The organism is Gryllotalpicola ginsengisoli DSM 22003, from assembly GCF_000419445.1.
In the GTDB taxonomy this organism is placed as follows: Bacteria; Actinomycetota; Actinomycetes; order Actinomycetales; family Microbacteriaceae; genus Gryllotalpicola; species Gryllotalpicola ginsengisoli.
In genome coordinates this window covers 59,920-83,961 of record NZ_AULK01000003.1, presented here as the reverse complement: position 1 = coordinate 83,961, position 24,042 = coordinate 59,920, and the positions used below count along the sequence as shown (strand labels likewise).

The following is a 24,042-nucleotide window of genomic DNA, read 5'->3' as shown; positions in this document are numbered from 1 at the left end:
CGGGTCGGTCAGCGGAAGCCGGTGATCGCGATCGAGCGCACGATCTGCCGCTGGAAGATGAGGAACACGATGAGCAGCGGCGCGATCGCGAGCGTGGTCGCGGCCATCACCAGGGTCCAGTTCCCGTTGTACTGGGATTGGAGGCTAGCAGTGGCCACGGTCACCACCTGCCACGTGTTACCGCTTGTGATGATGAGCGGCCAGATGAAGTTGTTCCAGTGCGTGACCACCGTGATCACCGCGAGGGTCGCGATCACGGGGCGCGAGAGCGGCAGCACGAGCTGCAGCAGCACGCGCACGGGACCGGCACCGTCGAGCCGGGCGGCGTCGACGAGATCCTGCGGGATGCCGCGGAAGTACTCGCGCAGCAGGAACACCGCGTACGGCGACCCGAACAGGTACGGCAGCACGAGACCCCAGAAGGTGTTGCGCAGCCCCGCCTCGGTCATCATCAGGTACAGCGGCACCAGGGTCACCGACGGCGGGATCATCAGCGTAGCCAGGTACACCCAGAACAGCGCATCGCGGCCGGGGAACCGCAGCCGGGCGAACGCGAACGCCGCGAGGATCGAGAACGACAGCTGCCCGATCAGCACCACCACGACGACCAGCGCGGTCACCGCGAGGGCGTGCCCGAAGCCTTCCCCCGCCCCGAACAATGCGGAGTAGTTGCGTCCCGTCGCCGGCTGCGGCGCGGCGAGCGCGGGCTCGGTCGCCAACTGCCTGGAGGTCTTCAGCGAGGTCATCACCGAGAGCACGAACGGCGCGAGCGTGAGCACGGCGCCGGCGATGAGGACGAGGTAGACGGATGCGCCGGCGAGCGCGCCGCGCACCCTGCGCCGCCGCTCATCCGATCTCATAGCTGATCCTCCGACGGAAGTAGAGCTGCTGCGCCAGCGTCACCACGACCAGGACGGCGAAGAGCACGAGCGCCATCACCGCCGCGTGACCGAGGTCGAACGCCGTGAAGGCCTCGTGGTAGATCGCGTAGGCGACGACGTCGGTGGCGCCCTGCGGACCGCCCTGCGTGAGCGCGTAGACGGTGTCGAACACCTGGAAGGCGGAGATGACGCTCGTCACCAGCACGAAGAACATGGTCGGTCGCAGCAGCGGCAGCGTGATCGAGAAGAACACCCGCACCGGCCCGGCCCCGTCGACCCGGGCCGCTTCGAGCAGGTGGTCCGGGATCTGCGACAGCCCCGCGATGAAGAAGAGGGTGACGTAGCCGACCTGCGACCAGATGGTGACGGCGGCGATCGCCGGCAGCGCGAGCGCCGGCTCCGTGAGCCACGCCGTGTGCGTGCCGAGCACGGCGTTCAGCGCACCGTAGCTCGGCGCGAAGATCCATTTCCACACCAGCCCCAGCGCGAGGGGCGCGCACACCCAGGGGATGACGTAGATCACCCGGAACAGCGCGGAGCCGGGCAGGCCGCGGGTCAGCAGCACCGCCAGCAGCAGCGCGAGCGCCGTCTGCACCGGCACCACCATGAGGGCGAACAGCGCGGTCACCAGCAGCGCGTGCCCGAAATCGGGGTCGGTGAGCACGTCGCGCCAGTTGGCGAGGCCGACCGGGCGCAGCGGGGCGATGAGGTCCCAGTTCTGGAAGCTCAGCCAGACGACGACGCCGATCGGCACGGCGAGGAACGCGAGCAGCCCGAACAAGCTGGGCGCGAGCATCGCGTAGCCGGCCAGCGCCTCGCCCGCCCGACCGCTGCGGCGGCTCATGGCCGCGCCCGCCACCAGTCCAGCAGCCGCCGGGTCGCCTCCTCCTCGCCGAGCGGCCCCTCGTCGAGACGCAACTCCATCAGGAAGCGCATCGCCTCGCCCACCTCCGGGCCGGGCTTCAGCTCGAGCAGGCGCATCACCTGGTTGCCGTCGAGGTCGGGGCGGATGGCGTCGAGCTCCTCCTGCTCCTTGATCTCGGCGATGCGGGCCTCGAGGTCGTCGTAGGCGAAGGCGAGCCGCTCGGCCTTGCGCCTGTTGCGGGTGGTCACGTCGCTGCGGGTGAGGATGTGCAGCCGCTCCAGCTGGTCGCCGGCGTCACGCACGTACCGGCGCACGGCCGAGTCGGTCCAGGCCCCGTCGGTGTAGCCGAAGAAGCGCAGGTGCAGTTCGATCAGCCGGCTGACGGCGGCGATGGTCTCGTTGTCGAATCGCAGGGCGGAGAGCCGTTTGCGCGCCATCCGCGCCCCGACCAGGTCGTGGTTGTAGAAGCTGACCGCGCCGCCGGGCTCGAGCTTGCGGGTGGCAGGCTTGCCGATGTCGTGCAGCAGCGCGGCCAGGCGCAGGGTGACGTCGGGCGGTTCGCCCGGGTGGCGCGAGTGCTCGTATCCGATGGCCTGGTCGAGCACCGTCAGCGAGTGCTCGTAGACGTCCTTGTGCCGGTGCTCGGCGTCGATCTCGAGCCGGAGCGCCGGCAGCTCGGGCAGCACCGACTCGGCGAGACCGGTGTGGACGAGCAGCTCGAGGCCCGGCCGCGGGGTCTGCGCGGCGAGCAGCTTGACGAGCTCGTCACGGATGCGCTCTGCGCTGACGATCTGCAGCGACTCGCGCATCCGGCTCATCGCGTCCATCGTCTCGGCCGCCACCTCGAAGCCGAGCTGCGCCGCGAAGCGCGCCGCCCGCAGCATGCGCAGCGGATCGTCGCCGAACGACACGGCCGGGTCGATGGGGGTGCGCAGCACCTTCGCCAGCAGGTCGTCCACCCCGCCCGACGGGTCCTCCAGCTTGATCTGCGGGACGCGCAGCGCAAGGGCGTTGACGGTGAAGTCGCGGCGCACCAGGTCGCCGGCGAGACTGTCGCCGAACTCGACCGTCGGCTTGCGCGTCGCGCCGTCGTAGCTGTCGGCGCGGTAGGTGGTGATCTCCACCGTCTCGCCGTCGACCCGCGCGGCGATCGTGCCGAACGCGCGACCGACGTCCCAGGTCGTCTCGGCGAGCGGACCGACGACGCGCAGGATGTCGTCGGGCCGGGCATCCGTCGTGAGATCGAGGTCGTGCACCGCGCGGCCCAGCAGCGCGTCGCGCACGGGGCCGCCCACGAGGGCGAGCTCGAAGCCGGCGTCGGCGAACGCCTCGGCGAGGCGCGAGACGATCGGCGACGTGGCCAGAGAGCGCAGGCGCGCAAGAGAATCGGCCACGCTCTGCATGCCAGCGATCTTAGCGAGGGCACCGGCGGCGCTCCGCGGCCCCTCAGCCGCGCCCCCGTAGACTCGACCGCATGGCGGCAGAGGAGGTCAGGTGCGCCGACGCATGCGTCTAGCGGGCGCCCTGGTCGCGATTCTGCTCTGCATGCAGGCACTGGTCGCGTCCCCCGCGCCCGCCCACGCCGCGACCGACTCCGCGAGCGCTCCGACCGTGCAGGTGTTCGCCGACGACGCCGGCCGGCTCTCCGGAAAACAGAGCCTGTCGGTCACCGTCGTCGTGAAGAACCCGGGCTCCTCGACGATCGAGGCCGGCACCGTGAGCGTTCAGCTCACCCGGTCCGCGATCACGAGTCGCACCGCGCTCGCCGCGTGGCAGAAGTCGCCCGGTTCGCTGCCGCGACGCACGCTCGCGAGCGCGGCGACCGATGCGGTCCCGCCCGGTGCCACGCTGGCCGTCGCGACCCTGACCGTTCCGGCCTCGAAGGTCAAGCTGAGCGGCAAGAGCGCGGCGGTCTACGGGCTGTCGGCGACGGTGAAGACGGATGCCGGGTCTCTCGGCACCGGCACCGGAACGGTGGTCTGGCGGGGCTCGAGCGCGAACAGCCTCGGGGTGGCGGTCGTCATGCCGCTGACGGTCCCGGCCCGCAGCGACGGGCTGATCGGGTCGAACGACCTGGCCACCTACACCGCGCCGGGCGGCTTGTTGACCCGGGAGCTGCAGATCGCCCAGCAGACCCCGTCGCTCACCCTGGGCATCGATCCGATGATCCTCGCGTCGATCCGCGTGCTCGGCAGCAGCGCCCCCCAGAGCGCCCAGGACTGGTTGAGCTCCCTCGCGGCCCTCAGCAACCCGTCCTTCCCCCTGCAGTACGCCGACGCCGATCCCGCCCTCGAGTCGCAGGCCGGGCTCTCCCGGCAGCTCACCCCGATCTCCTTCGATTACGCGATGGACCCAGGCGATCACGGTTCTCCGCTGACCGTCGGCGAGTCGACCGACTCGCCGACGCCCAGCGATTCGGATTCATCCGCGACCCCGTCGCCCAGCCCCACGAGCAGCAGCAAGCTGCCGACCACGGCCGAACTGCTCGACTGGCCCTACACGCTGGGCGGGATCGCCTGGCCGGCGGCCGGCGAGGTGCGTCAGGCCGACGTGCAGACCTTCGCGCGGGGCGGCCTCACCACGACCATCCTGTCGGGATCCAACACCAATGCGGCCTCGCTCACGGGCACGCCCAATACGGTGCTCCCGGTCTCCGGCGGCACGGCGCTCGTCGCCGACGACGGCATCAGCGCCGCGCTCACGGCAGCCATGCGTGCCGCCGATCCTCTCGAACAGTCCAGCACCCGTGCCGCCCTCGAGGCGCAACTCACCCTCGCCGCCGGCTCCGCCACGGACGGCGGCGTCGTTCTGGCAGCGCTCGACCGGTTCTGGCCCGCCGATGTGGGCGCCGCCGTGTCGGCGCTCGAGCTGGTCGCCGGCTCCGGCTCGACGCACGTCTCGAGCCTGCGCGACGCCCTGGTCGCTCCTCGCACCACAGGGCTGCAGCTCGTCGACCACAAGGCTTCGGCGTCCCGAATCAGTCTCGTGGAACGCCTGATCGACCGCGAGGGCGACGAACGCGCCGGGTCCGCCGAGACGGGCCAGACCATCGCGCAGTTCTCGAGCGTGCTGCAGCAGCCGAGCCTGCTGACCGCGCCGACCCGCAATGAACTGCTGTCGCTGCTCGCCGTCGGCTGGACGGGGTCGGCGGATTGGTCGACCGCGGTCACGAAGAACCTCTCCAAGACGGCCGAAGACCTCTCGGCGGTGCAGATCGTCGCGCCGGGCAAGATCCATCAGCTCAGCAGCCAGGCGCTGATCCCGATCACGGTGACCAACCGGCTCGACCACCCCGTGGAAGTGCGGCTGCGCACGCGGCCGTCGTCCCCGCTGCTCGAGATCGACACCGACACCGACCGGGTCATCCCCGCCGATTCCAGCGCGAACGTTCTGGTGCCGGTCAAGGCCCAGCTCGGCAACGGCACGGTGTGGCTGGATCTGCAGCTCTACAGCCGGTCGGGGGTCCCGATCGGCAGCGCCAAGGGCGCCAGCGTCGACGTCCGCGCCGACTGGGAGGGCATCGGCGCCCTCGCGCTCGGCGTGCTGATCGTCGGATTCTTCGCGTTCGGTCTGGTGCGCAGCATCCGTCGTCGCAGGCGCGAAAAGCGGGCCGCCCTCGCTCCGACAGGCGAAGGCGAGGGCGCGGATGGCTAGCATCGGCCGGGCCACCGCCTTCCTCGCCTCCGGAACCATCGTCTCGCGCGCCCTGGGCTTCGGCCGACAGTGGCTGCTCGTGCAGGCGATCGGCGCCACCGGGTTCGTGACCGATGCGTTCAACACGGCCAACAGCGCGCCCAACACGGTCTACGCCATCATCAGCCAGGGCATCCTCAACGCCGTGCTGATCCCGCAGCTGGTGCGGGCGGCCAAGCACAGCGACGGCGGGCGCGCCTACATCAACAAGCTCGTCACGCTGGGCATCTGCGTCTTCGCGTTCCTCACCGTCATCGCGACCTTGCTTGCGCCGCAGTTCATGTACATCTTCGGCATCCGCGGCCCCGAGACGCAGCTCGCGATCGCGTTCGCGTACTGGTCGATGCCGCAGGTGTTCTTCTACGGCCTCTACTCCCTGCTGGGCGAGGTCTTGAACGCGCGCAAGTCGTTCGGGCCGTTCACCTGGTCGCCGGTGCTCAACAACATCGTGTCGATCGCCTCGCTCGCGGTCTTCATGTGGGCCTACGGCCCGCACACGGTCGGCGACACCAGCGCCTGGCCGCCGCTCAAGATCTTCATCCTCGCCGGCGGCGCCACGATAGGCATCGCCGCGCAGGCGCTCATCCTGTTCCTCGCCTGGCGCCGTGTCGGGCTCAGCTTCCGCCTCGACTTCCGCTGGCGCGGCATGCAGTTGCGCGATGTCGGCAGGGCCGCCGGGTGGACCTTCGCCATGCTCGTGTGCACGCAGCTCGCCGGCGCGTTCGAGACCTTCGTCGCGAACTCGGCTTCCGGCGCGCACCGGGCCGGCTCGCAGGCCTTGAGCACGACCTGGCTCATCTTCATGCTGCCGTACTCGATCATCGCCGTGTCCATCGTGACCGCGTACTTCACGCGCATGGCCGAGGATGCACGCGACGCCCGGTACGACGCGTTCAAGGCCGACTACTCGGCCGCCGTCCGGTCGAACGTGCTGCTCATCACGTTCTGCTCGGCCGTGCTCATCCTCACCGCCTTCTCGTTCTCACGCGTGTTCACCGCCGACTGGTTCGCCTACGGGGTGGTGCTCATCGGCTTCCTCCTCGGACTCGTGCCCTCGGTCGTTGGATTCGTGACCCTGCGCGCCCTGTACTCCCTGGGCGACACCAGGTCGCCGTTCTTCTACACGCTGGTGCAGTCGTCGCTCGTCGTGATCGGGCTGCTGATCTGCCTGCGCCTTCCCCTCGACGTGCGCGTGGCCGCGATCGCCGTCACCGTTTCCATCGCCGGCTCCGTGCAGGCGTCGCTGGCGATGTACTTCCTGCGTCGCCGGCTGCGCGGTCTCGACATCCGCAACATCGTGCAGACCCTCGTGCGCAGCTTCATCGCCGCGCTGATCTCCTTCGCCGTCGGCGTCGTCGTCATGCTGCTGCTCAGCCTGATCGACGGCGGCCGGTTCACCGTGGCCACCCCGCTGACCGCCATCGTCTCCATGGCGGTGGCGGGCCTCATCATGCTGGCCGTGTATATCGCCATCTTGCGCGCGTTGCGCACACCTGAATTGGCGGATGTCTGGGCGATCGCCCGGGCTCGCCTCGGCCGCTCCCGGGTCACGGAATAGTTCTGCCTAGGATGTGTTCTACCCCTCTGACGCCTGCCCTCGCGCGGGCGAAAGTCTTCCAAGGAGCAACACGTGCGTGACGTCGTCATCATCGGGTCCGGCCCCGCCGGGTGGACCGCAGCCATCTACGCGGCGCGCGCCCAGTTGAAGCCCCTGGTGATCGCCTCGTCGGTCGAGGCCGGCGGCGAGCTGATGAACACGACGGAGGTCGAGAACTTCCCGGGCTTCCCCGAGGGCGTGATGGGCCCCGACCTGATGGTGAAGATGCAGCAGCAGGCCGAGCGCTTCGGCACCGAGGTGCTGCTCGACGACGTCGTCGCGGTCGAGCTCGAGGGTCCCGTGAAGCGCGTCGTGACCGGCTCGGGCGAGACCTTCGAGAGCCGCACCGTCATCATCGCCACCGGCTCCGCGTACCGGCGCCTGGGCCTTCCCGACGAAGACCGCCTCTCCGGACACGGCGTGTCCTGGTGTGCCACCTGCGACGGCTTTTTCTTCCGCCAGAAGAACATCGCGGTCGTCGGCGGCGGGGACTCCGCCATGGAGGAGGCGACCTTCCTCACCAAGTTCGCCGACAAGGTCACCGTCATCCACCGCAAGGACACGCTGCGGGCCTCCAAGATCATGCAGGAGCGCGCGTTCAGCAACGACAAGATCGAGTTCGCGTGGAACAAGGAGGTGGTCGGCATCTCCGGCACCGAGGCCGTCACCGGCGTCACGCTGCGTGACACGACGGATGGCTCGGAGAGTCACCTCGACCTCGACGGACTGTTCATCGCCATCGGCAACGAGCCGCGCGTCCATCTGTTCCACGGTCAGCTCGAGCTCACCGAGTTCGGCACGATCAAGGTCGAGGGGCGCAGCTCGAAGACCAGCGTGCCGGGCGTTTTCGCCGCCGGCGACGTGATCGACCCCACCTACCGGCAGGCGGTCACCGCCGCTGCGTCCGGCACCGTCGCCGCCCTCGACGCCGAGCACTACCTCGCCGCGTTGGACCAGGCCCAGGTATCCGTCACCGCGGCGGCCCTGCAGGCCGCCAACTAGCGCATCAGCCCCTCATAAGGAGAGTAAGAATATGTCCGCAGCCAAGGCCGTGACCGACGCCTCGTTCGAGGCCGACGTCCTCAACTCCGACAAGACGATCCTCGTCGACTTCTGGGCCGAGTGGTGCGGCCCGTGTCGCGCGGTGGCGCCGATCCTCGACCAGATCGCGACCGAGCACGCCGACAAGATCGAGATCGTGAAGCTGAACGTCGACGAGAACCCGGCGACCGCGGCGAAGTACCAGATCACGTCGATTCCGGCGATGAAGGTGTACCAGGGCGGTGAGGTCAAGAAGACCGTCATCGGTGCCAAGCCGAAGCCGGCGCTCGAGCACGACCTCGCCGAGTTCCTCGCGTAGGTCGCCCGGTCCCTGAGGAGCGCGCAGCGCGTCTCGAAGGGCGGTCCCTGAGGAGCGCGCAGCGCGTCTCGAAGGGCGGTCCCTCTACTTTCGGAAGGCCCCGTTTCATGCGAAACGGGGCCTTCCGCCGTTAAGCCGCCCGTTACGATTGACGAACCGTCGAGATTGGACGAACACGTGACGCAGAGCCTGCCCGCGCGGGGCAACAACCTGGATCCCTGGTACGACTCCTACGCCGCCCGCACCGCTGGGCTGGCCGCCAGCGAGGTCCGAGCTCTCTTCGCCGTCGCGTCACGCCCCGAGGTCGTCTCCCTCGCCGGCGGCATGCCCTACGTGTCGGCATTGCCGCAGGAGCTGGTGACCGGGGCGATGCAGAAGGTCATGGCGGATGAGGGCCCCACGGCCCTGCAGTACGGCTCCGGTCAGGGCGTGCCCCGCCTGCGTGAGCAGATCCTCGAGGTCATGGCGCTGGAGGGCATCAGCGGCTCCGCCGACGACGTGGTCGTGACCACGGGTTCGCAGCACGCCCTCGAGCTGTTCAGCAAGCTCTTCCTCGACCCCGGCGACGTCGTGATCGCAGAGGGGCCCAGCTACGTCACCGCGATGGTCATCTTCCGCTCGTACCAGGCCGAGGTCGACCACGTGCCGATGGACGAGCACGGCCTGCTTCCCGGCGCCCTGCGTGAGCACATCGCCCGCCTCAAGGCCGCCGGGCGCCGGATCAAGTTCCTGTACACCATCCCCACGTTCCACAACCCGGCCGGGGTGACGCTCAGCTGGGAGCGCCGCCTCGAGATCCTCGAGATCTGCGCCGCCGAGGGGATCCTCGTGCTCGAGGACAACCCGTACGGACTGCTCTATTTCGGCGATCGCCCACCCGCTGCGATGCGATCGATCGAGGATGAGGGCGTCGTCTACCTCGGCACCTTCTCCAAGACGCTGGCGCCCGGATTCCGCCTCGGCTGGGCCCTCGCCCCGCACGCCATCCGCGAGAAACTCATCCTCGCCAACGAAGCAGCAGTGCTCTCTCCGTCCTCCTTCACCCAGCTCGTCGTCTCCGAGTACCTTTCGAAGGCCGACTGGCGTGGGCAGATCGACATCTTCCGCGGTGTGTACCGGGAGCGCAAGGAGGCGATGCTCGCCGCGCTGGCCGAGCACCTGCCCGAGCTCTCGTGGACGAATCCGAACGGCGGCTTCTATGTCTGGCTGACGCTTCCGCCCGCTCTCGACTCCAAAGCGATGCTGCCCCGTGCGGTCAAGGAGCTGGTGGCGTACACGCCCGGCACCGCGTTCTATGCGGACGGCGGCGGACGCCACAACATCCGCCTCTCCTTCTGCTACCCGACTCCCGATCAGATCCGGATCGGCATCCGCCGACTCGCCAACGTTGTGAACGGGGAGCTGGATCTGCTCGAAACCTTCGCCGGAACCGGCGAGTTCGCGCCGACGCGCACCGACGGCGTGAGCTACCCGCCGTCGGATATGCGTTGAGCGGCATGAAAGGAACTCCCTGATCATGAGTGATTTCAACCGCCTCAATGTATTGGTGCTGGCAGGAGGCATCTCTCACGAGCGCGACGTCTCGCTGCGCTCGGGCCGCCGCGTCGCTGACGCCGTGCAGGCGCATGGGCACCGTGTCGTCATGCGCGAACCGGATGCTTCGTTGCTCGGCTACCTGGAGGCCGAACGCCCTGACGTCGTCTGGCCCGCACTCCACGGCGCCAGCGGAGAGAACGGCGCCCTGCGCGCGCTGCTCGAGGCGGCCGGCGTCCCGTACGTGGGCGCGCGCCCCGAACCCGCCCGGCTGGCATGGCTGAAACCCATCGCGAAGACGGTCGTGTCGCGAACCGGCGTGCGGACGCCGACGTCGGTCACCCTGCCTCGCGAGACCTTCCGTGAGCTCGGTGCGAGCGCCGTTCTCGGCACCCTGCGCGACCATCTCGGCTCGCCTCTCGTCGTCAAACCGTCCCAGGGCGGGTCGGCGCAGGGTGTGACACTGGTCGACGACGACGCCGAGCTGCCTCGTGCGATGGTCACCGCCTACACCTACGCGGATGTCGCCCTGCTCGAACGCAAGGTCGTCGGCACCGAGATAGCCATCACGGTGCTCGACACAGGAGACGGACCCCAGGCGCTTCCGGCCGTCGAAATCTCTCCGAACCACGGCGTGTATTCGTTCGAAGCGCGTTACAACGCGGGGGAGACGCACTTCTTCACGCCCGCCCGCCTGGCACCCGAGGTTGCCGCCACTGCTGCGCAGGCGGCGGTCGACGCCCACAACGCGCTCGGGCTTCGCCACATCTCGCGGGTCGACCTGATCGTCGACGCCGACGGAACACCCTGGTTCCTCGAGGCCAACGTGCTTCCAGGGCTCACCGAGACCTCGCTCGTCCCCCTCGCCATCCAGGCCGCGGGCTTCGACCTCGGCGCCGTGTACGTCGGCCTCGCACAGCTGGCGATCCGCGACTTCGACGCCGCGCTGCTCGGCCACAGCTGAATCCTGGGCCGTTTCACGTGAAACGGAGGCTCAGCCGGCGTAGTCCGGCTCGCCCAGCTCGCCGAGGATCCGGTTGAGGTCCTGGATCGTGGCGAAGTCGATCGTGATCTGCCCCTTACGCGACGAGAGCGAGATCTTCACCCGCGTGTTCAGCCGGTCGCCCAGCCGCTCGGCGATTTCATCGAGGTGCCCCTTGTGGCGGCCGGCCGTCGGCTTGGTGCGCGTGGGCTTCGGCGCCTTGCTGACGACGGCCTCCGCCTGCCGCACGCTCAGATCCTCATTCACGATCTTGTCGGCCAGACGCGCCATCGACTCGGGGTCCCCGGCCGCAAGGATCGCCCGGGCGTGCCCTGCGGACAGCACTCCGGCCGCCACCTTGGACTGCACCGGGGCCGGCAGCTTCAGCAGCCGCAGCGTGTTCGAGATCTGCGGGCGCGAGCGTCCGATCCGCGCGGCGAGCTCCTCCTGGGTGATGCCGAAGTCCATCAGCAGCTGCTGGTAGGCGGACGCCTCTTCAAGCGGGTTCAGCTGCGCTCGGTGCAGGTTCTCGAGCAGCGCATCGCGCAGCATGTCCTCGTCCTTGGTGTCCTTCACCACGGCCGGGATGGTCGGCAAGCCGAGCGCCTTCGTCGCACGCAGGCGCCGCTCGCCCATGATCAGCTCGTACTTGCCTTCGTCGCCCTTCATCGGGCGCACGACGACGGGCTGGAGCACGCCGACCTCGCGGATCGACGCGATCAACTCGTCCAGCAGCTCCTGATCGAACTCGGTGCGCGGCTGTGCCGCGTTGGGCACGATGTCGTCGGGGGAGAGGTTGGCCAGGCGCGCGCCCGGCACCGCGACGAGATCGGATGCGTCGCCCGATCGCTGCGCGGTCGCGGGCGCCGCAGCATCCGTGGTCGAGAAGAAGACGTCCGTGGGGCGCGCTGCGCCTTCCGTCGACGTCGGAATCAGCGCGCCGATGCCGCGACCGAGTCCTGTGCGCTTTGCCATTACCGAGGTACTCCTCTTCGTGCGATCTCGACTGCGGCCTCGAGGTAGGCGAGCGACCCCGACGACCCGTAGTCGTAGGTGATGACGGACTGACCGTAGCTGGGAGCCTCCGAGATGCGCACCGACCGGGGGATGACCGTGTCGAGCGTCTCCTTCGGGAAGTGCTCGCGCACGTCGGCGGCGACCTGGTGCGCGAGATTGGTGCGCTGGTCGTACATGGTCAGGATGATGGTGGACAGCTTGAGCTTCGGGTTCAGGTGCTTCTCGATCAGTTGGATGTTCTTGAGCAGCTGGCTCAGACCCTCCAGCGCGTAGTACTCGCACTGGATCGGGATCAGCACCTCGGTGGCGGCGACGAATGCGTTGATCGTCAACAGGCCCAGCGAGGGCGGGCAGTCCACGAACACGTAGTCGAAGTCGACCTCCGAGAGGTACTCCTGCAGCGCCCGCGACAGCCGTTGTTCCCGCGCCACCATCGATACCAGCTCGATCTCCGCACCGGCGAGGTCGATCGTCGCGGGAATGCAGAACAACCCCTCGGCTTCGGGGCTGTGCTGCACGACGTCTTCCATCGGCGTCTCGCCCACGATCACGTCGTAGACGCTCGGGGTGCCTTCGCGGTGCTCCACCCCGAGGGCGGTAGACGCGTTGCCCTGCGGGTCGAGGTCGATGACGAGCACTCGCGCGCCGTACTTCGCCAGCGCAGACGCCAGATTGACGACGGTCGTCGTCTTACCGACGCCACCCTTCTGGTTCGAGATGGTGAAGATGCGCGTCTTGGACGGCAGGGGGAGCACCTGCGCTTCCGCCGCCATGCGACGTCGCGTCATGTCGGTGAGCTCGCGCAGCAGCGGGGGAGCCTGGACGGCGTCGTCGTTGTTCTGGTCGGCTTGTTTCACGTGAAACGGTGATCCCTTGCGGTCGGCGTCGAGTGGTCGGTCGTCTTCGCGTCAGTCATTTCACTGTAGCCCGGATGACCCTGGTCACTTCGCTGAGCACTCCCTCACCGAGCACAAGGACTTCGACGTTCCGCACTCTGTACTTCGACAGCTGTTTGGCGGCCGCCTCGATCTCGGCTTGCGCGCCGGCCCCCTTCATGAGAACCAGTTCGCCGCCTGGGCGCAACAGGGGAGCGGCCAGCGGGATCAGCTTGCGAAGTGCGCTCACCGCGCGGGCCGTCACTTGATCCAACGGATGCTCCAGCCGCACGTCCTCCGCGCGCGAGCGCACCACCGCGACGTTGTCGAGGCCGAGGGCCTGGATCTGCTCCTCCAGCCAGGCAACACGGCGCTCCATCGGCTCGATCAGCACGAGGTGTACGTCGGGCCGCGCTATCGCGAGCACGAGTCCCGGCAGACCCGCCCCGCTACCGATGTCGCCGACCAGACCCGGACGCAGCAGCGGCGCGACGACCGCGCAGTTTAGCACGTGCCGGGTCCACAGTCTGGGCGGTTCCAGCGGGCCGATCAGTCCGCGCTCCTCGCCGTGCTGCGCCAGCGCAGCGGTGAATCGTCGTGCGAGTTCGATGCGCTCGCCGAACAGGCTCGCGGCCGCGTCGGGCTCCGGTTCGAGCTCCGTCATCCGTTCCCCTCCGGTTTCACGTGAAACATCCGCCGGGCGCTGCGTCGCCCGTCCCCAGCGCGATGTCGCCAGCAGGCTACGAGCGGGTGATGACGGTGTGGCGCTCTGCTCCCTCGCCGTGCGAGTTGGACACGTAGCCGCGTTCGGCGACCAGGTCGTGGACCAGCTTGCGCTCGTAGGAGGACATGGGCGGGAGCGATGCCTGCACAGCACCCTCCTCGATCTTGGCGATCGCCCGATCCACCAGCGTGGCGAGCTCCTGCTGCCGCACGTCGCGGGAGCCGCCGATGTCGAGGATCAGCCGCGAGAACTCTCCGGTCTGGTTCTGCACCGCAAGGCGTGTGAGCTCCTGCAACGCGCGCACCACCTCCGGTTTTGCGAGTGCGCTCAGATCGCCGGTCTCGGTCGAGACCGACAGGTAGACGCGCTCCCCGCGCACCTCGATGTCGATGTCACCATCCAGATCCGCGATGTCGAGAAGTCCCTCGATGTAGTCCGCTGCGATGTCGCCCTCGTCATCGAGGGTGAGCTCCTCGTCGTCGCCGTCGGCGACGGGCGAGTTCTCTTCAGTGGTGGTGTCGCTCATGATCCCGGGTCCTTCTGGCCTCTAGCGGCGCTTCTTGCCGCGCTTGTTGCTCTTGGGCTGCACGCGCTGCGTGCTGACCCGCTTCACGACGGGTTCGCCGCCTTCCACCGCCGGCTCGGCGAGCACGATCTTGCCGGCCGCCAACTGCGCCTCGCGCTTGCGAGCGAGGCGCTCTTCCCGGCGACGAGCAGCCTCGCTGCCCGGTGTCGGCATGGCGCGGATGACGAGGAACTGCTGCACCATCGTCCAGATGTTGGTGGTGAGCCAGTAGAACATCACGCCGAGGGGGAAGGCGAAGCCCGAGAACAGGAAGATGAACGGCAGGAAGTACATCAGCATCCGCTGCTGCCGGAACTGCGGGCTGTTCTTGGTCTCGTCGGAGATGTTCTTCGACATGATCTGCAGCTGCGTGTAGAACTGCGACGCGACCATGAGCGCGACCATCACGGCGGCGACGATCATCACGGCCGCGTTGTGTTCGTTGAGCGCGTCCTGGAAGCTCATGTGCAGCGGCGCCACATCGAAGAGCGATGCATGACCGAAGGACTTGGAAAGCGCGGCATTCAACGGGCCCACGCCCACCTTGTCGTGCTGCGCGTTGTTCAGCACGGAGAACAAGGAGAAGAAGATCGGCATCTGGATGAGCAGTGGGATGCACGAGGCGAGAGGGTTGGTTCCCGTCTCCTTGTAGAACTCCATCATCTCGCGGCTCATCGCCTCACGAGAGAGCTGGTCGCGCTTGCCCTTGTACTTGTCCTGGATCTTCTTGATCTGCGGCGCGACCTCGAGCATCTTGCGCTGGTTCTTGATCTGCCGCACGAACACGGGGATCAGTGCCGCACGCACGACGATCACGAGGCCCACGATGGAGAGCACCCACGTCAGCCCGCCGGCCGGGTCCATGCCCAGGGCGCTGAACAACCAGTGCCACGCGACGAGCACCAGCTCGACCAGCCATCTGATCGGCCAGAGGATCGTCAGGAAGAAGTTCTCCATCGGTACGGATCAGCCCTTTCCATGGGGGGAGGCGACGACGAACCCGAAACGGGTGCGTCGATAGCGGTGAGTTCGAGAGGGCGGCACGTCATCGACGCCGCCCGCGGCCCACGGGTGGCATCGCGCAACACGACGTGCGGCCAAGGCCCCGCCGACGAAGACGCCGTGCTCTTGCACGGCGCCGAGCGCGTAGGCGGAGCAGGACGGATAGTAACGGCACACGTCGCCGTACAACGGCGAGATCAGGGCCCGGTAGCCGCGCAGCAACGCAACCACGATGTTGCGAGGAAGCAGCCACACGGCGAGCGCGAAGCTGCGGATCGCGGATGTCATCGTGTTCCTGCCCTGTGGATGGCTTGGGAGATCTCGTGATGGAGCGTAGACCAGGAGGCCTGCGCGGAGGCTGGAAGCGCCCGGATGACGATGTCGGCGCCGGCCGGAACCTCGGGGAGCAGATCGTAGGCGGCAGCCTTCAATCTGCGTCGTACCGTGTTCCGAACCGGCGCCGATCCGACGGTCTTTCCGACGATGAAGCCGAAGCGCACCGCGCACGAATCCGGGTTCATGCGCACGTAGACCAGGGTGTGCGGAGCAGGAAAGCGCGACCCCTTGCGTACGACGGCCTTGTAGTCGGCACCTCGAACGATGCGGTTGGCTTTGGCGAGCACCGCCGTACCGAGTGGGTTACGCGCTGAGCTCGGTGCGACCCTTGCGACGACGGGCGGCGAGGATCGCGCGGCCGGCACGCGTGCGCATGCGAAGACGGAAACCGTGCACCTTGGCGCGGCGGCGGTTGTTGGGCTGGAAGGTTCGCTTGCTCATAGTGATTCGTCTCTCGATCTGTGCGCGGGCCACCGCCGATAGCGAGGGCGGACAGGCCGGAAGGATTCTGGAGCACCCGAAACGGGTGCCGAGTCAACCAAATAACTCTACGGGCCGAAGCACACAACTTCAAACCGGCCCCGGGCAACCGTGGATTATCTCGGCTCATTCCTGGGCGGACACGCGCGACACGCCGCGGAACCCTCGTTCTATGCCCCGTTCGGGATTTGTCCACAGCCGCACCGTTCACTACCGTGGCTGACACAGTTATCCCCAGGTCCGTTCGTCGGGCGCCACGTCGCCTTCGGATTCCCAAGAATCGGCGGTGGATAACGGTGTGCATAACAGGGGCGAGACGAGAAACCAGGGGAGCTATGACCGACGGTGACGCCACCCTCGACCAGGCATGGAGGACCATCCTCGCCGCCCTGGAAAAGGATGAGCGCGTCACCCCGCAGCTCTACGGATTCCTCAGCCTCGTCGAACCCAAGGGCATCATGGCAGGAACCTTTTATCTGGAGGTTCCGAACGAGTTCACCCGGGGGATGATCGAGCAGCGCAGCCGCATGCCGCTCCTCGCCGCGATCGGTGCCTTGGATCCCTCGTACGAGGTGACGACTTTCGCCATCGTCGTCAATCCCGAGATCGAGCAGGAGATCCTGCAGACCGGCGAGCCCCTGCCAGCGGCACCGGCGCACACGGCGGTGCGGGAACAGCCGGTGGCGGTGGCGCCGCCGCTCGAGGCATCCGATCTCACCGTCGCCCCGCGGTCGACCGAGACGCGGCTGAACGCGAAGTACAGCTTCGACAACTTCGTCATCGGTCAATCGAACCGGTTCGCTCACGCGGCGGCCGTCGCGGTGGCCGAAGCGCCGGCGAAGGCATACAACCCGCTGTTCATCTACGGGGATTCGGGGCTGGGCAAGACGCACCTGCTGCACTCCATCGGCCACTACGCCATGAGCCTCTATCCGGGGATCCGGGTGCGCTATGTGAGCTCGGAGGAGTTCACCAACGACTTCATCAACTCGATCCAGAACAACCGGGGCGCGAGCTTCCAGGCCCGCTACCGCAACATCGACATCCTCCTGATCGACGACATCCAGTTCCTGCAGGGCAAGGCGGAGACGCAAGAGGCCTTCTTCCACACCTTCAACACGCTGCACGACCACAACAAACAGGTCGTGATCACCTCCGACCTGCCGCCGAAGCACCTCACCGGCTTCGAAGACCGCATGCGCAGCCGCTTCGAGTGGGGTCTCATCACCGATGTCCAGGCGCCCGACCTCGAGACGCGCATCGCGATTCTGCGCAAGAAGGCGCAGAGCGAGAAGGTGATGGTGCCCGACGACATCCTCGAGTTCATGGCGACCAAGGTGTCGAGCAACATCCGCGAGCTCGAAGGAACGCTGATCCGCGTCACCGCCTTCGCGAGCCTCAACCGCACCCCTGTCGACATGAGCCTGGTGCAGACGGTGCTCAAAGACCTCGTGACCCTCGACGACGACAACGTCATCGCACCGGTCGACATCATCACGGCGACGGCGGACTACTTCAAACTGTCGGTCGACGACCTCTACGGCTCCTCGCGCTCGCAGGCCATCGCGACGGCCCGCCAGATCGCGATGTACCTGTGCCGTGAACTGACCAACCTCTCGCTGCCGAAGATCGGGCAGCTGTTCGGCAACCGCGACCACACGACGGTCATGTATGCGAACAAGAAGATCAGCGAGCTCATGAAGGAGCGCCGCTCGATCTACAACCAGGTGACCGAGCTCACCAGCCGCATCAAGCAGATCCGGCGCTGACGATCACCGGTCGACCCCGGATCGCGTCCCCTTGACGGAGGACTTGCATCGGGCCCGGTATTGCCGCGCTTTTTCACACTGTGGAAAACCATGTGGAGAGTTAAGGCATAACTGCCGCAGCGGTGTGGGCGGCTTCGGCGAAGTTGTGAGTCGGATGCCTCCCCGGCCGTGCCGCGTCAGTGCTCGCTTCGCCCTCACACCACAAGCTGCTGACAACTCACACGGATGTAGTTCCCGCCTCTGGCTTCTTCTCCGCCGAGTTATCCACATTCTCCACACGGGTTAAGACCGTTAACGAATCATTCGATGTAAGAGGCTTCCCACAACCTCGACCGTGGGCGCCGACCGGTGAACCTCGCGTTTGTCCGGTGCCCATCCGGCGGCGCTAGCATGGTCAGCGTTCCGTCGATCGACCCGTGAGGGGTGCGTCTTGAGGTTTCAGGCCAATCGCGACGTCTTGAGTGACGCCGTCTCATTCGCCGTCAAACTCCTGCCTCAGCGCACGACCCTCCCGATCCTGTCCGGAGTGCTCATCCGCTCCACGGACTCGGGCATTTCCCTCGCCTCCTTCGACTACGAGGTGTCGGCGCAGACCGAGATCGCGGCCGAGGTGCAGGAGCCCGGCGTGATCCTGGTCTCGGGCCGTCTCCTGGCCGACATCGTGTCGAAGTTGCCGAACGCTCCCGTGCAGTTCGCGACGGACGAGGGGAAGATCTCGGTCGATTGCGGCTCGGCCCACTTCACCCTGCTGTCGATGCCGGTCGAGGAGTACCCGACGCTTCCGTCGGTCGACCAGCCGGCGGGTCTCGTTCCCGGCGACGCCTTCGCGGAGGCCGTCGCCCAAGTGGGTGTCGCAGCATCTCGCGACGATGTGACCCCGGTCATCACGGGTGTGCAGCTCGAGATCGCCGACAACGTGCTGAGCCTCGTCGCCACCGACCGCTACCGCGTCGCCGTGCGGGAGATCGACTGGGACGGCTCGGCCGGAGTCACCGAGGCGACCGCTCTCGTTCCGGCGCGGACGCTGCAGGAGATCGGCCGCACCCTCGGCCACGCCTCGACCATCCAGGTGGCGATCCAGAACAACGACGACCGCGAACTCATCGCCTTCACCGCAGACCAGAAGACCGTGACGTCGCTGCTCATCAAGGGCAACTTCCCTCCGGTGAAGCGGCTGTTCCCCGAATCCGTCGACCACTATGCGGTCCTCAACACCGGCGACTTGATCGAAGCCACGCGTCGGGTGCAGATCGTGCTCGAACGTGAAGCCGCGCTGCGATTCAGCTTCTCCTCCGAGGGTCTCACCCTTGAGGCCATCGGTTCGGAGCAGGCACAAGCCTCGGAGAGCATCGACGCTCTCTTGACTGGGCAGGACACCGTCGTCTCGCTCAAGCCCCAGTTCCTGCTGGACGGTCTGAGCTCGGTGCACTCGGAGTTCGTGCGCATCTCGTTCACCAAGACCGACAACCCCAACAAACCCGGCCCTGTGCTCATCACGAGCCAGACCAGCAGGGAACAGGCCGGGAGCGACAACTACAAGTACCTGCTGCAGCCCAACCTGCTGCTGCGCTAGTAGACAAGAAGAAGGACTCCCATGCACATCGGTCTCGTCGGTCTCGGCAAGATGGGCAACAACATGCGCGCCCGCCTCGAGAAGAGCGGCGTCGAAGTCACCGGCTACGACACCAACCCCGACGTCTCCGACGTCGCCAGCCTCGCCGAGCTGGTGAAGGCTCTGCCGACTCCGCGCACCGTCTGGGTGATGGTCCCGGCCGGCAAGATCACCGACTCGGTCATCACCGACCTGGAGGGGTTGCTCGAGCCGGGCGACCTCGTCATCGACGGCGGCAACTCGAAGTTCACCGACGACTTCCGCCACGCGGAGCAGCTGGCCGCGAAGGGCATCGACTACATGGACGCCGGCGTCTCGGGCGGCGTCTGGGGTCAGCAGAACGGCTACGGACTCATGGTCGGCGGCTCGACCGAGCAGGTCGAGCGCGTCATGCCCGTCTTCGACGCGCTGCGCCCTGAGGGTCCGCGGGAAGAGGGCTTCGTGCACGTGGGCGGGGTCGGCGCCGGCCACTACGCGAAGATGGTGCACAACGGCATCGAGTACGCGCTGATGCAGGCCTATGCCGAGGGCTACGAGCTGCTCGACACCCGCAAGGACATCATCAAAGACGTCACCGGCACCTTCAAGGCTTGGCAGCGCGGCACCGTGGTGCGCTCCTGGCTGCTGGAGCTGCTGGTGCGGGCGCTCGAGGCCGACCCCGAGTTCAAGAACATCGAGGGTTACGTGCAGGATTCCGGCGAGGGTCGCTGGACCGTCGAGGAGGGCATCAACAACGCGGTGCCGCTGCCGACGATCTCCGCGTCGATCTTCGCCCGCTTCGTATCGCGCCAGGAGGACTCGCCGGCCATGAAGGCCGTCGCCGCCCTGCGCAACCAGTTCGGCGGTCACGCCGTGAAGGCCGTCGACTAATCAGTCGACTCTCGCTGGTCGGCTCACCCGCGGTGGGTCGACCAGCGGAGTCCGTTAAAGGAGGAGACGACCGTTGCACGTGAAACGGCTCTCCCTCACCGACTTCCGCAACTATCGTTCGGCGGACGTCGAACTCGAGGCCGGGGTGACGGTGTTCGTCGGGCCGAACGGGCAGGGCAAGACCAACCTCGTCGAATCGCTCGGGTACCTGGCCACCCTCGGCTCGCACCGCACCGCGAGCGATCAGGCGATGATCCGCGCCGGAACCGACAGTGCTGTCATCCGTGCCCTGCTGCGCCATGCGGAACGAGAGCTGCTCGTGGAAGTGCAGCTGAATCGCGGGGCGGCCAACAAGGCTCAGGTCAACCGGTCGGCGGTGCGCACGCGCGAGCTGCCGAGGTACTTCTCGAGCGTCTTGTTCGCCCCAGAGGACCTGGCCCTTGTGCGCGGCGAACCGAGCACGCGGCGCCGCTTCATCGATGAACTGCTGGTGCAGCGCTCTCCCCGGCTGGCGGGGGTGCAGGCCGACTACGCCCGCGTGGTCACCCAGCGCAATTCGCTGCTGAAGTCGGCCCGGGCGCAGGGCCTGCGCGCCGGCCAGCTGACGACCCTCGACATCTGGGACGAGCGCCTCGTCGAGCTCGGCGTCGAGTTGATCGATCAGCGCACGGCCCTCGTCGGCGAACTCGCGACCCCGTTGCGGGAGGCGTATCAGGCGGTGGCGGGGGTCGACCAGCACCCGCGCATCACGCCGCGGCTCAGCATTCTGGGCGCCGTCGGCGACGATGACGAGACGGATGCCGTAGCGGCGGCCGCGCGGAACGTCTCGCCCGAGACGACGGGAGGGATAGGCACGTCCGATCGGTTCCGCGCCGCACTTGCGGAGCTGAGGCGCCGGGAGCTGGAGCGCGGGCTGACGCTCGTCGGCCCGCACCGCGACGAGCTGCTCTTCGAGCTCAACGAGTTGCCGGCCAAGGGCTATGCGAGCCACGGCGAATCCTGGTCGTTCGCCCTCGCGCTCAAGCTCGCGTCGGCCGAGCTGTTGCGGCGTCAGTCGGCCACGGGTGACCCCGTGCTCGTGCTGGACGACGTCTTCGCCGAGCTCGACGCGGGGCGGCGGCGGGCGTTGGCGGCGTCGATCGCCGGCTTCGAACAGGTGTTGATCACCGCGGCGGTGCTCGAGGATGTGCCGGAGGGGCTCGGGGCGCGACTGGTGAGGATCAAGGCCGGCGAGGTGGTGGAACAGTGAGCGACGAGGAGCGGCGGAGCGAGGCATCCGTCGTCTACCTGCGCCTGAAGGCGCTCTTCGGCGGTGCTCCGGCACGCACATCTCGCCGCGCACGTCGTGAGAAAGAGGAGCCGGGGAGCCTGCCCTACGAGCCCGGGCGGGACCCGCGCGGCCTCGGCCAGGTCATGGACGCGCTGACCACCGAACTCGGCTGGGATTCGGAACTGGACAAGGCCGAGCTGATCGGCGCCTGGTCCGAGCTGGTCGGCGAGACGACGGCGGCGAAATCGGAGCCGATCGGGATCGAGGAGGGCGTGCTGACGGTGCGCTGCGCGTCGACCGCGTGGGCGACCCAGCTGCGGCTGATGCGCAACGAGCTGCTCAAAGCGATCGCCGAGCGGTACCCCCGCGCGGGCATCCAGTCGATCCGCTTCAACGGGCCGGACGTACCGAGCTGGAAATACGGTCCCAGGTCGATTCCAGGGCGCGGCCCTCGCGATACCTACGGCTGAGAGGGCAAATCTGTCCACAGGGGCGAAGAAAACGCGTCAGAAGGGCGGCGAAGCCCGGGAAAGCGCTCCCCGCTTGATAGCATGGACTGACACTTCCAGTGCGGTCAGGAGCCCAATTCTCACATGACGGATGAACCGACGACGGCCGGAGCTTCGGATTACGGAGCAAATCAGATCCAGGTGCTCGAAGGCCTCGAAGCGGTCCGCAAGCGTCCGGGCATGTACATCGGCTCGACCGGTCCACGCGGGCTGCACCACCTGGTCACCGAGATCGTCGACAACGCGGTCGACGAGTACCTCGCCGGGTACGGCGACCGCATCGTCATCACGCTGACCAAGGACGGCGGCGTGCGCGTGGTCGACAACGCGCGCGGTATCCCCGTCGGCATCCACCAACCCGAGGGCATCTCGACGGTGGAGCTCGTGCTGACCGTGCTGCACGCCGGGGGCAAGTTCGGCGGCGGCGCCTATCAGGTCTCCGGCGGCCTGCACGGCGTGGGTTCATCCGTGGTGAACGCTCTCAGCCACCGCCTCGAGGTGGAGGTGAAGCAGAAGGGCCACGTCTGGCGCCAGACCTACCACGACGGCAAGCCCGACTCCCCGCTCACCCAGGGCGAGGAGACCGACGAGACCGGCACCACGATCACGTTCTGGCCGAACGGCGACATCTTCGAGTCGATCGAGTTCGACTACGACACGCTGCGTACCCGCTTCCAGCAGTACGCCTTCCTCAACAAGGGCCTCACGATCGAGCTTTTCGACGAGCGCGAGCAGGAGAAGTTCGACGACGAAGGCGAGCCCATCGAGGCCCGCCACGACGTCTTCCTCTACCAGCGCGGACTCGAGGACTACGTCGAGTACCTCAACTCGATCAAGAAGAACGAGGTCGTGAACGAGGAGATCATCCACTTCGAGTCGGAGGACACGGAGAAGAAGATCGCCCTCGAGCTCGCCATGCAGTGGACGACGGCGTACAGCGAGAGCGTGCACACCTACGCCAATACGATCAACACCCACGAAGGCGGCACCCACGAGGAGGGCTTCCGCGCGGCGCTCACCACGCTCGTGAACAAGTACGCCCGCGAGAAGGGCATCCTCAAGGAGAAGGACGACAACCTCTCCGGCGAGGACATCCGCGAGGGCCTCACCGCCGTCATCTCGGTCAAGCTCGCCGAGCCGCAGTTCGAGGGCCAGACCAAGACGAAGCTCGGCAACACCGAGGCCAAGGCGTTCGTGCAGAAGGTCGTGGGCGAGCAGCTCGGCGACTGGTTCGACCGCAACCCGAACGCGGCCCGCGACATCATCCGCAAGGGCATCCAGGCGGCCACCGCGCGCCTGGCCGCCCGCAAGGCGCGCGAGACGGCCCGGCGCAAGAGCCTGCTCGAGGGCGGCGGCATGCCGGGCAAGCTCAAGGACTGCCAGTCGAAGGACCCGTCGATCAGCGAGATCTTCCTCGTCGAGGGCGACTCGGCAGGCGGATCCGCGGTGCAGGGCCGCAACCCGATGACGCAGGCGATCCTGCCGTTGCGCGGCAAGATCCTCAATGTCGAGAAGGCCAGGCTCGACCGGGCCCTGGCCAACCTCGAGATCCAGTCGATGATCACCGCGTTCGGCGCAGGGCTCGGCGAAGAGTTCAACGCCGAGAAGGTGCGCTACCACAAGATCGTGCTGATGGCGGATGCCGACGTCGACGGCCAGCACATCACGACGCTGCTGCTGACCCTGATCTTCCGATACATGCGCCCGCTCATCGAACTCGGCTACGTCTACCTCGCCCAGCCGCCGCTGTACCGCCTGAAGTGGACGAACGCCGAGCACGAGTTCGTGTACTCGGACGCCGAACGCGACGCGCTGCTGAAGGCCGGGCAGGCCGAGGGCAAGCGCATCCCGAAGGAGAACGGGGTGCAGCGCTACAAGGGTCTCGGCGAGATGAACTACGAGGAACTGTGGGAGACCACGATGAACCCCGAGACCCGCACGCTGCGGCAGGTCACCATGGAGGACGCCGCGAGCGCCGACGAGATCTTCGCCACGCTGATGGGCGAAGACGTCGACTCGCGCCGGCACTTCATCCAGAAGAACGCCAAGAACGTCCGCTTCCTGGACATTTGACGGCGTGAGATGCGAAGCAGCGAACCCGT

At 67.5% G+C, this 24,042-nt stretch carries 23 protein-coding genes; 12 read left to right on the top strand and 11 right to left on the bottom strand.

Annotated features, from left to right (window positions below; genetic code table 11):
* Nucleotides 1-8 precede the first annotated feature (8 nt).
* From H563_RS0107130 to H563_RS0107120, 3 genes are read right to left on the bottom strand one after another with little or no spacing between them, the layout of a single operon-like run.
* Nucleotides 9-860, bottom strand: a complete 852-nt coding sequence (locus H563_RS0107130; RefSeq protein WP_033210003.1) for a carbohydrate ABC transporter permease — start codon at nt 858-860, stop codon at nt 9-11.
* On the bottom strand, nt 847-1,725 hold the full coding sequence (locus H563_RS0107125) for a carbohydrate ABC transporter permease (protein WP_027479206.1): 879 nt from the start codon (nt 1,723-1,725) through the stop codon (nt 847-849). Before H563_RS0107125 ends, H563_RS0107130 begins: the two co-directional genes overlap by 14 nt.
* Complete coding sequence (locus H563_RS0107120) at nt 1,722-3,149, bottom strand: CCA tRNA nucleotidyltransferase (RefSeq protein ID WP_022881916.1); 1,428 nt, start codon at nt 3,147-3,149, stop codon at nt 1,722-1,724. The genes H563_RS0107125 and H563_RS0107120 overlap by 4 nt, the downstream gene beginning before the upstream one ends.
* 103 nt (nt 3,150-3,252) lie before the next feature.
* On the opposite strand from H563_RS0107120, the gene H563_RS15465 reads away from it, so the two are divergent.
* The 6 genes from H563_RS15465 to H563_RS0107090 all read left to right on the top strand — a co-directional run bounded on the left by H563_RS15465 (nt 3,253) and on the right by H563_RS0107090 (nt 10,893).
* Nucleotides 3,253-5,400: a DUF6049 family protein gene (locus H563_RS15465; protein ID WP_022881915.1), complete on the top strand. Its 2,148-nt coding sequence runs from the start codon at nt 3,253-3,255 to the stop codon at nt 5,398-5,400.
* The gene (gene murJ, locus H563_RS0107110) at nt 5,393-6,997 is read left to right on the top strand and encodes a murein biosynthesis integral membrane protein MurJ (protein WP_022881914.1); all 1,605 of its coding nucleotides are present in this window, start codon (nt 5,393-5,395) and stop codon (nt 6,995-6,997) included. Before H563_RS15465 ends, murJ begins: the two co-directional genes overlap by 8 nt.
* A 72-nt stretch (nt 6,998-7,069) precedes the next feature.
* Nucleotides 7,070-8,038 (top strand): thioredoxin-disulfide reductase, encoded by a 969-nt coding sequence (trxB, locus tag H563_RS0107105; RefSeq protein ID WP_022881913.1) that lies wholly within the window; start codon nt 7,070-7,072, stop codon nt 8,036-8,038.
* 31 nt (nt 8,039-8,069) lie between these two features.
* Complete coding sequence (gene trxA, locus H563_RS0107100; RefSeq protein ID WP_022881912.1) at nt 8,070-8,396, top strand: thioredoxin; 327 nt, start codon at nt 8,070-8,072, stop codon at nt 8,394-8,396.
* Nucleotides 8,397-8,573: 177 nt separating this feature from the next.
* Complete coding sequence (locus H563_RS0107095) at nt 8,574-9,887, top strand: aminotransferase-like domain-containing protein (RefSeq protein WP_027479205.1); 1,314 nt, start codon at nt 8,574-8,576, stop codon at nt 9,885-9,887.
* A gap of 25 nt (nt 9,888-9,912) precedes the next feature.
* Complete coding sequence (locus tag H563_RS0107090; RefSeq protein ID WP_022881910.1) at nt 9,913-10,893, top strand: D-alanine--D-alanine ligase family protein; 981 nt, start codon at nt 9,913-9,915, stop codon at nt 10,891-10,893.
* 30 nt (nt 10,894-10,923) lie between these two features.
* On the opposite strand, the gene H563_RS0107085 is transcribed toward H563_RS0107090, so the two are convergent.
* The 8 genes from H563_RS0107085 to rpmH form a co-directional block, all read right to left on the bottom strand.
* Nucleotides 10,924-11,886 carry a ParB/RepB/Spo0J family partition protein gene (locus H563_RS0107085; RefSeq protein ID WP_022881909.1) on the bottom strand — a complete coding sequence of 321 codons (963 nt, stop codon included), beginning with the start codon at nt 11,884-11,886 and terminating at the stop codon, nt 10,924-10,926.
* Nucleotides 11,886-12,716 carry a ParA family protein gene (locus H563_RS0107080; protein WP_155865112.1) on the bottom strand — a complete coding sequence of 277 codons (831 nt, stop codon included), beginning with the start codon at nt 12,714-12,716 and terminating at the stop codon, nt 11,886-11,888. Before H563_RS0107080 ends, H563_RS0107085 begins: the two co-directional genes overlap by 1 nt.
* A gap of 124 nt (nt 12,717-12,840) precedes the next feature.
* Nucleotides 12,841-13,467: a 16S rRNA (guanine(527)-N(7))-methyltransferase RsmG gene (gene rsmG / locus H563_RS0107075; protein ID WP_022881907.1), complete on the bottom strand. Its 627-nt coding sequence runs from the start codon at nt 13,465-13,467 to the stop codon at nt 12,841-12,843.
* 76 nt (nt 13,468-13,543) lie between these two features.
* Nucleotides 13,544-14,053 (bottom strand): Jag family protein, encoded by a 510-nt coding sequence (locus H563_RS0107070; RefSeq protein WP_022881906.1) that lies wholly within the window; start codon nt 14,051-14,053, stop codon nt 13,544-13,546.
* Between the two features lie 21 nt (nt 14,054-14,074).
* Nucleotides 14,075-15,049 (bottom strand): membrane protein insertase YidC, encoded by a 975-nt coding sequence (yidC, locus tag H563_RS0107065; protein ID WP_022881905.1) that lies wholly within the window; start codon nt 15,047-15,049, stop codon nt 14,075-14,077.
* Between the two features lie 9 nt (nt 15,050-15,058).
* A complete protein-coding gene (gene yidD / locus H563_RS0107060) occupies nt 15,059-15,382 on the bottom strand; it encodes a membrane protein insertion efficiency factor YidD (protein WP_022881904.1) in 324 nt (107 codons plus the stop codon).
* Entirely contained in the window at nt 15,379-15,717 is a 339-nt protein-coding gene (gene rnpA / locus H563_RS17645; protein WP_081416185.1) for a ribonuclease P protein component, read from the bottom strand. Before rnpA ends, yidD begins: the two co-directional genes overlap by 4 nt.
* Nucleotides 15,718-15,733: 16 nt before the next feature.
* Nucleotides 15,734-15,871 (bottom strand): 50S ribosomal protein L34, encoded by a 138-nt coding sequence (gene rpmH, locus H563_RS0107050; protein WP_022881903.1) that lies wholly within the window; start codon nt 15,869-15,871, stop codon nt 15,734-15,736.
* Nucleotides 15,872-16,245: 374 nt separating this feature from the next.
* Between rpmH and dnaA the strand changes: the two genes are divergently transcribed.
* The 6 genes from dnaA (at nt 16,246) to gyrB (ending at nt 24,013) form a co-directional block, all read left to right on the top strand.
* Nucleotides 16,246-17,679 carry a chromosomal replication initiator protein DnaA gene (gene dnaA, locus H563_RS0107045; RefSeq protein WP_022881902.1) on the top strand — a complete coding sequence of 478 codons (1,434 nt, stop codon included), beginning with the start codon at nt 16,246-16,248 and terminating at the stop codon, nt 17,677-17,679.
* 430 nt (nt 17,680-18,109) lie between these two features.
* The gene (gene dnaN / locus H563_RS0107040) at nt 18,110-19,252 is read left to right on the top strand and encodes a DNA polymerase III subunit beta (protein ID WP_027479204.1); all 1,143 of its coding nucleotides are present in this window, start codon (nt 18,110-18,112) and stop codon (nt 19,250-19,252) included.
* A 21-nt stretch (nt 19,253-19,273) separates the two neighbouring features.
* A complete protein-coding gene (gnd, locus tag H563_RS0107035) occupies nt 19,274-20,161 on the top strand; it encodes a phosphogluconate dehydrogenase (NAD(+)-dependent, decarboxylating) (RefSeq protein WP_022881900.1) in 888 nt (295 codons plus the stop codon).
* A gap of 73 nt (nt 20,162-20,234) precedes the next feature.
* Nucleotides 20,235-21,410, top strand: a complete 1,176-nt coding sequence (gene recF, locus H563_RS0107030) for a DNA replication/repair protein RecF (protein WP_022881899.1) — start codon at nt 20,235-20,237, stop codon at nt 21,408-21,410.
* Nucleotides 21,407-21,901 (top strand): DUF721 domain-containing protein, encoded by a 495-nt coding sequence (locus H563_RS0107025; RefSeq protein ID WP_022881898.1) that lies wholly within the window; start codon nt 21,407-21,409, stop codon nt 21,899-21,901. Before recF ends, H563_RS0107025 begins: the two co-directional genes overlap by 4 nt.
* A gap of 123 nt (nt 21,902-22,024) precedes the next feature.
* Nucleotides 22,025-24,013 carry a DNA topoisomerase (ATP-hydrolyzing) subunit B gene (gyrB, locus tag H563_RS0107020; RefSeq protein ID WP_022881897.1) on the top strand — a complete coding sequence of 663 codons (1,989 nt, stop codon included), beginning with the start codon at nt 22,025-22,027 and terminating at the stop codon, nt 24,011-24,013.
* Nucleotides 24,014-24,042: the final 29 nt, after the last annotated feature.

What these genes read in the sequence shown, in the direction of transcription:
- H563_RS0107130 (WP_033210003.1), bottom strand. Translation starts at nt 860, where the DNA reads ATGAGATCGGATGAGCGGCGGCGCAGGGTGCGCGGCGCGCTCGCCGGC.
- H563_RS0107125 (WP_027479206.1), bottom strand. Translation starts at nt 1,725, where the DNA reads ATGAGCCGCCGCAGCGGTCGGGCGGGCGAGGCGCTGGCCGGCTACGCG.
- H563_RS0107120 (WP_022881916.1), bottom strand. Translation starts at nt 3,149, where the DNA reads ATGCAGAGCGTGGCCGATTCTCTTGCGCGCCTGCGCTCTCTGGCCACG.
- H563_RS15465 (WP_022881915.1), top strand. Translation starts at nt 3,253, where the DNA reads ATGCGTCTAGCGGGCGCCCTGGTCGCGATTCTGCTCTGCATGCAGGCA.
- murJ (WP_022881914.1), top strand. Translation starts at nt 5,393, where the DNA reads ATGGCTAGCATCGGCCGGGCCACCGCCTTCCTCGCCTCCGGAACCATC.
- trxA (WP_022881912.1), top strand. Translation starts at nt 8,070, where the DNA reads ATGTCCGCAGCCAAGGCCGTGACCGACGCCTCGTTCGAGGCCGACGTC.
- H563_RS0107090 (WP_022881910.1), top strand. Translation starts at nt 9,913, where the DNA reads ATGAGTGATTTCAACCGCCTCAATGTATTGGTGCTGGCAGGAGGCATC.
- H563_RS0107085 (WP_022881909.1), bottom strand. Translation starts at nt 11,886, where the DNA reads ATGGCAAAGCGCACAGGACTCGGTCGCGGCATCGGCGCGCTGATTCCG.
- H563_RS0107080 (WP_155865112.1), bottom strand. Translation starts at nt 12,716, where the DNA reads ATGACGCGACGTCGCATGGCGGCGGAAGCGCAGGTGCTCCCCCTGCCG.
- rsmG (WP_022881907.1), bottom strand. Translation starts at nt 13,467, where the DNA reads ATGACGGAGCTCGAACCGGAGCCCGACGCGGCCGCGAGCCTGTTCGGC.
- H563_RS0107070 (WP_022881906.1), bottom strand. Translation starts at nt 14,053, where the DNA reads ATGAGCGACACCACCACTGAAGAGAACTCGCCCGTCGCCGACGGCGAC.
- yidC (WP_022881905.1), bottom strand. Translation starts at nt 15,049, where the DNA reads ATGGAGAACTTCTTCCTGACGATCCTCTGGCCGATCAGATGGCTGGTC.
- yidD (WP_022881904.1), bottom strand. Translation starts at nt 15,382, where the DNA reads ATGACATCCGCGATCCGCAGCTTCGCGCTCGCCGTGTGGCTGCTTCCT.
- rpmH (WP_022881903.1), bottom strand. Translation starts at nt 15,871, where the DNA reads ATGAGCAAGCGAACCTTCCAGCCCAACAACCGCCGCCGCGCCAAGGTG.
- dnaA (WP_022881902.1), top strand. Translation starts at nt 16,246, where the DNA reads ATGACCGACGGTGACGCCACCCTCGACCAGGCATGGAGGACCATCCTC.
- gnd (WP_022881900.1), top strand. Translation starts at nt 19,274, where the DNA reads ATGCACATCGGTCTCGTCGGTCTCGGCAAGATGGGCAACAACATGCGC.
- gyrB (WP_022881897.1), top strand. Translation starts at nt 22,025, where the DNA reads ATGACGGATGAACCGACGACGGCCGGAGCTTCGGATTACGGAGCAAAT.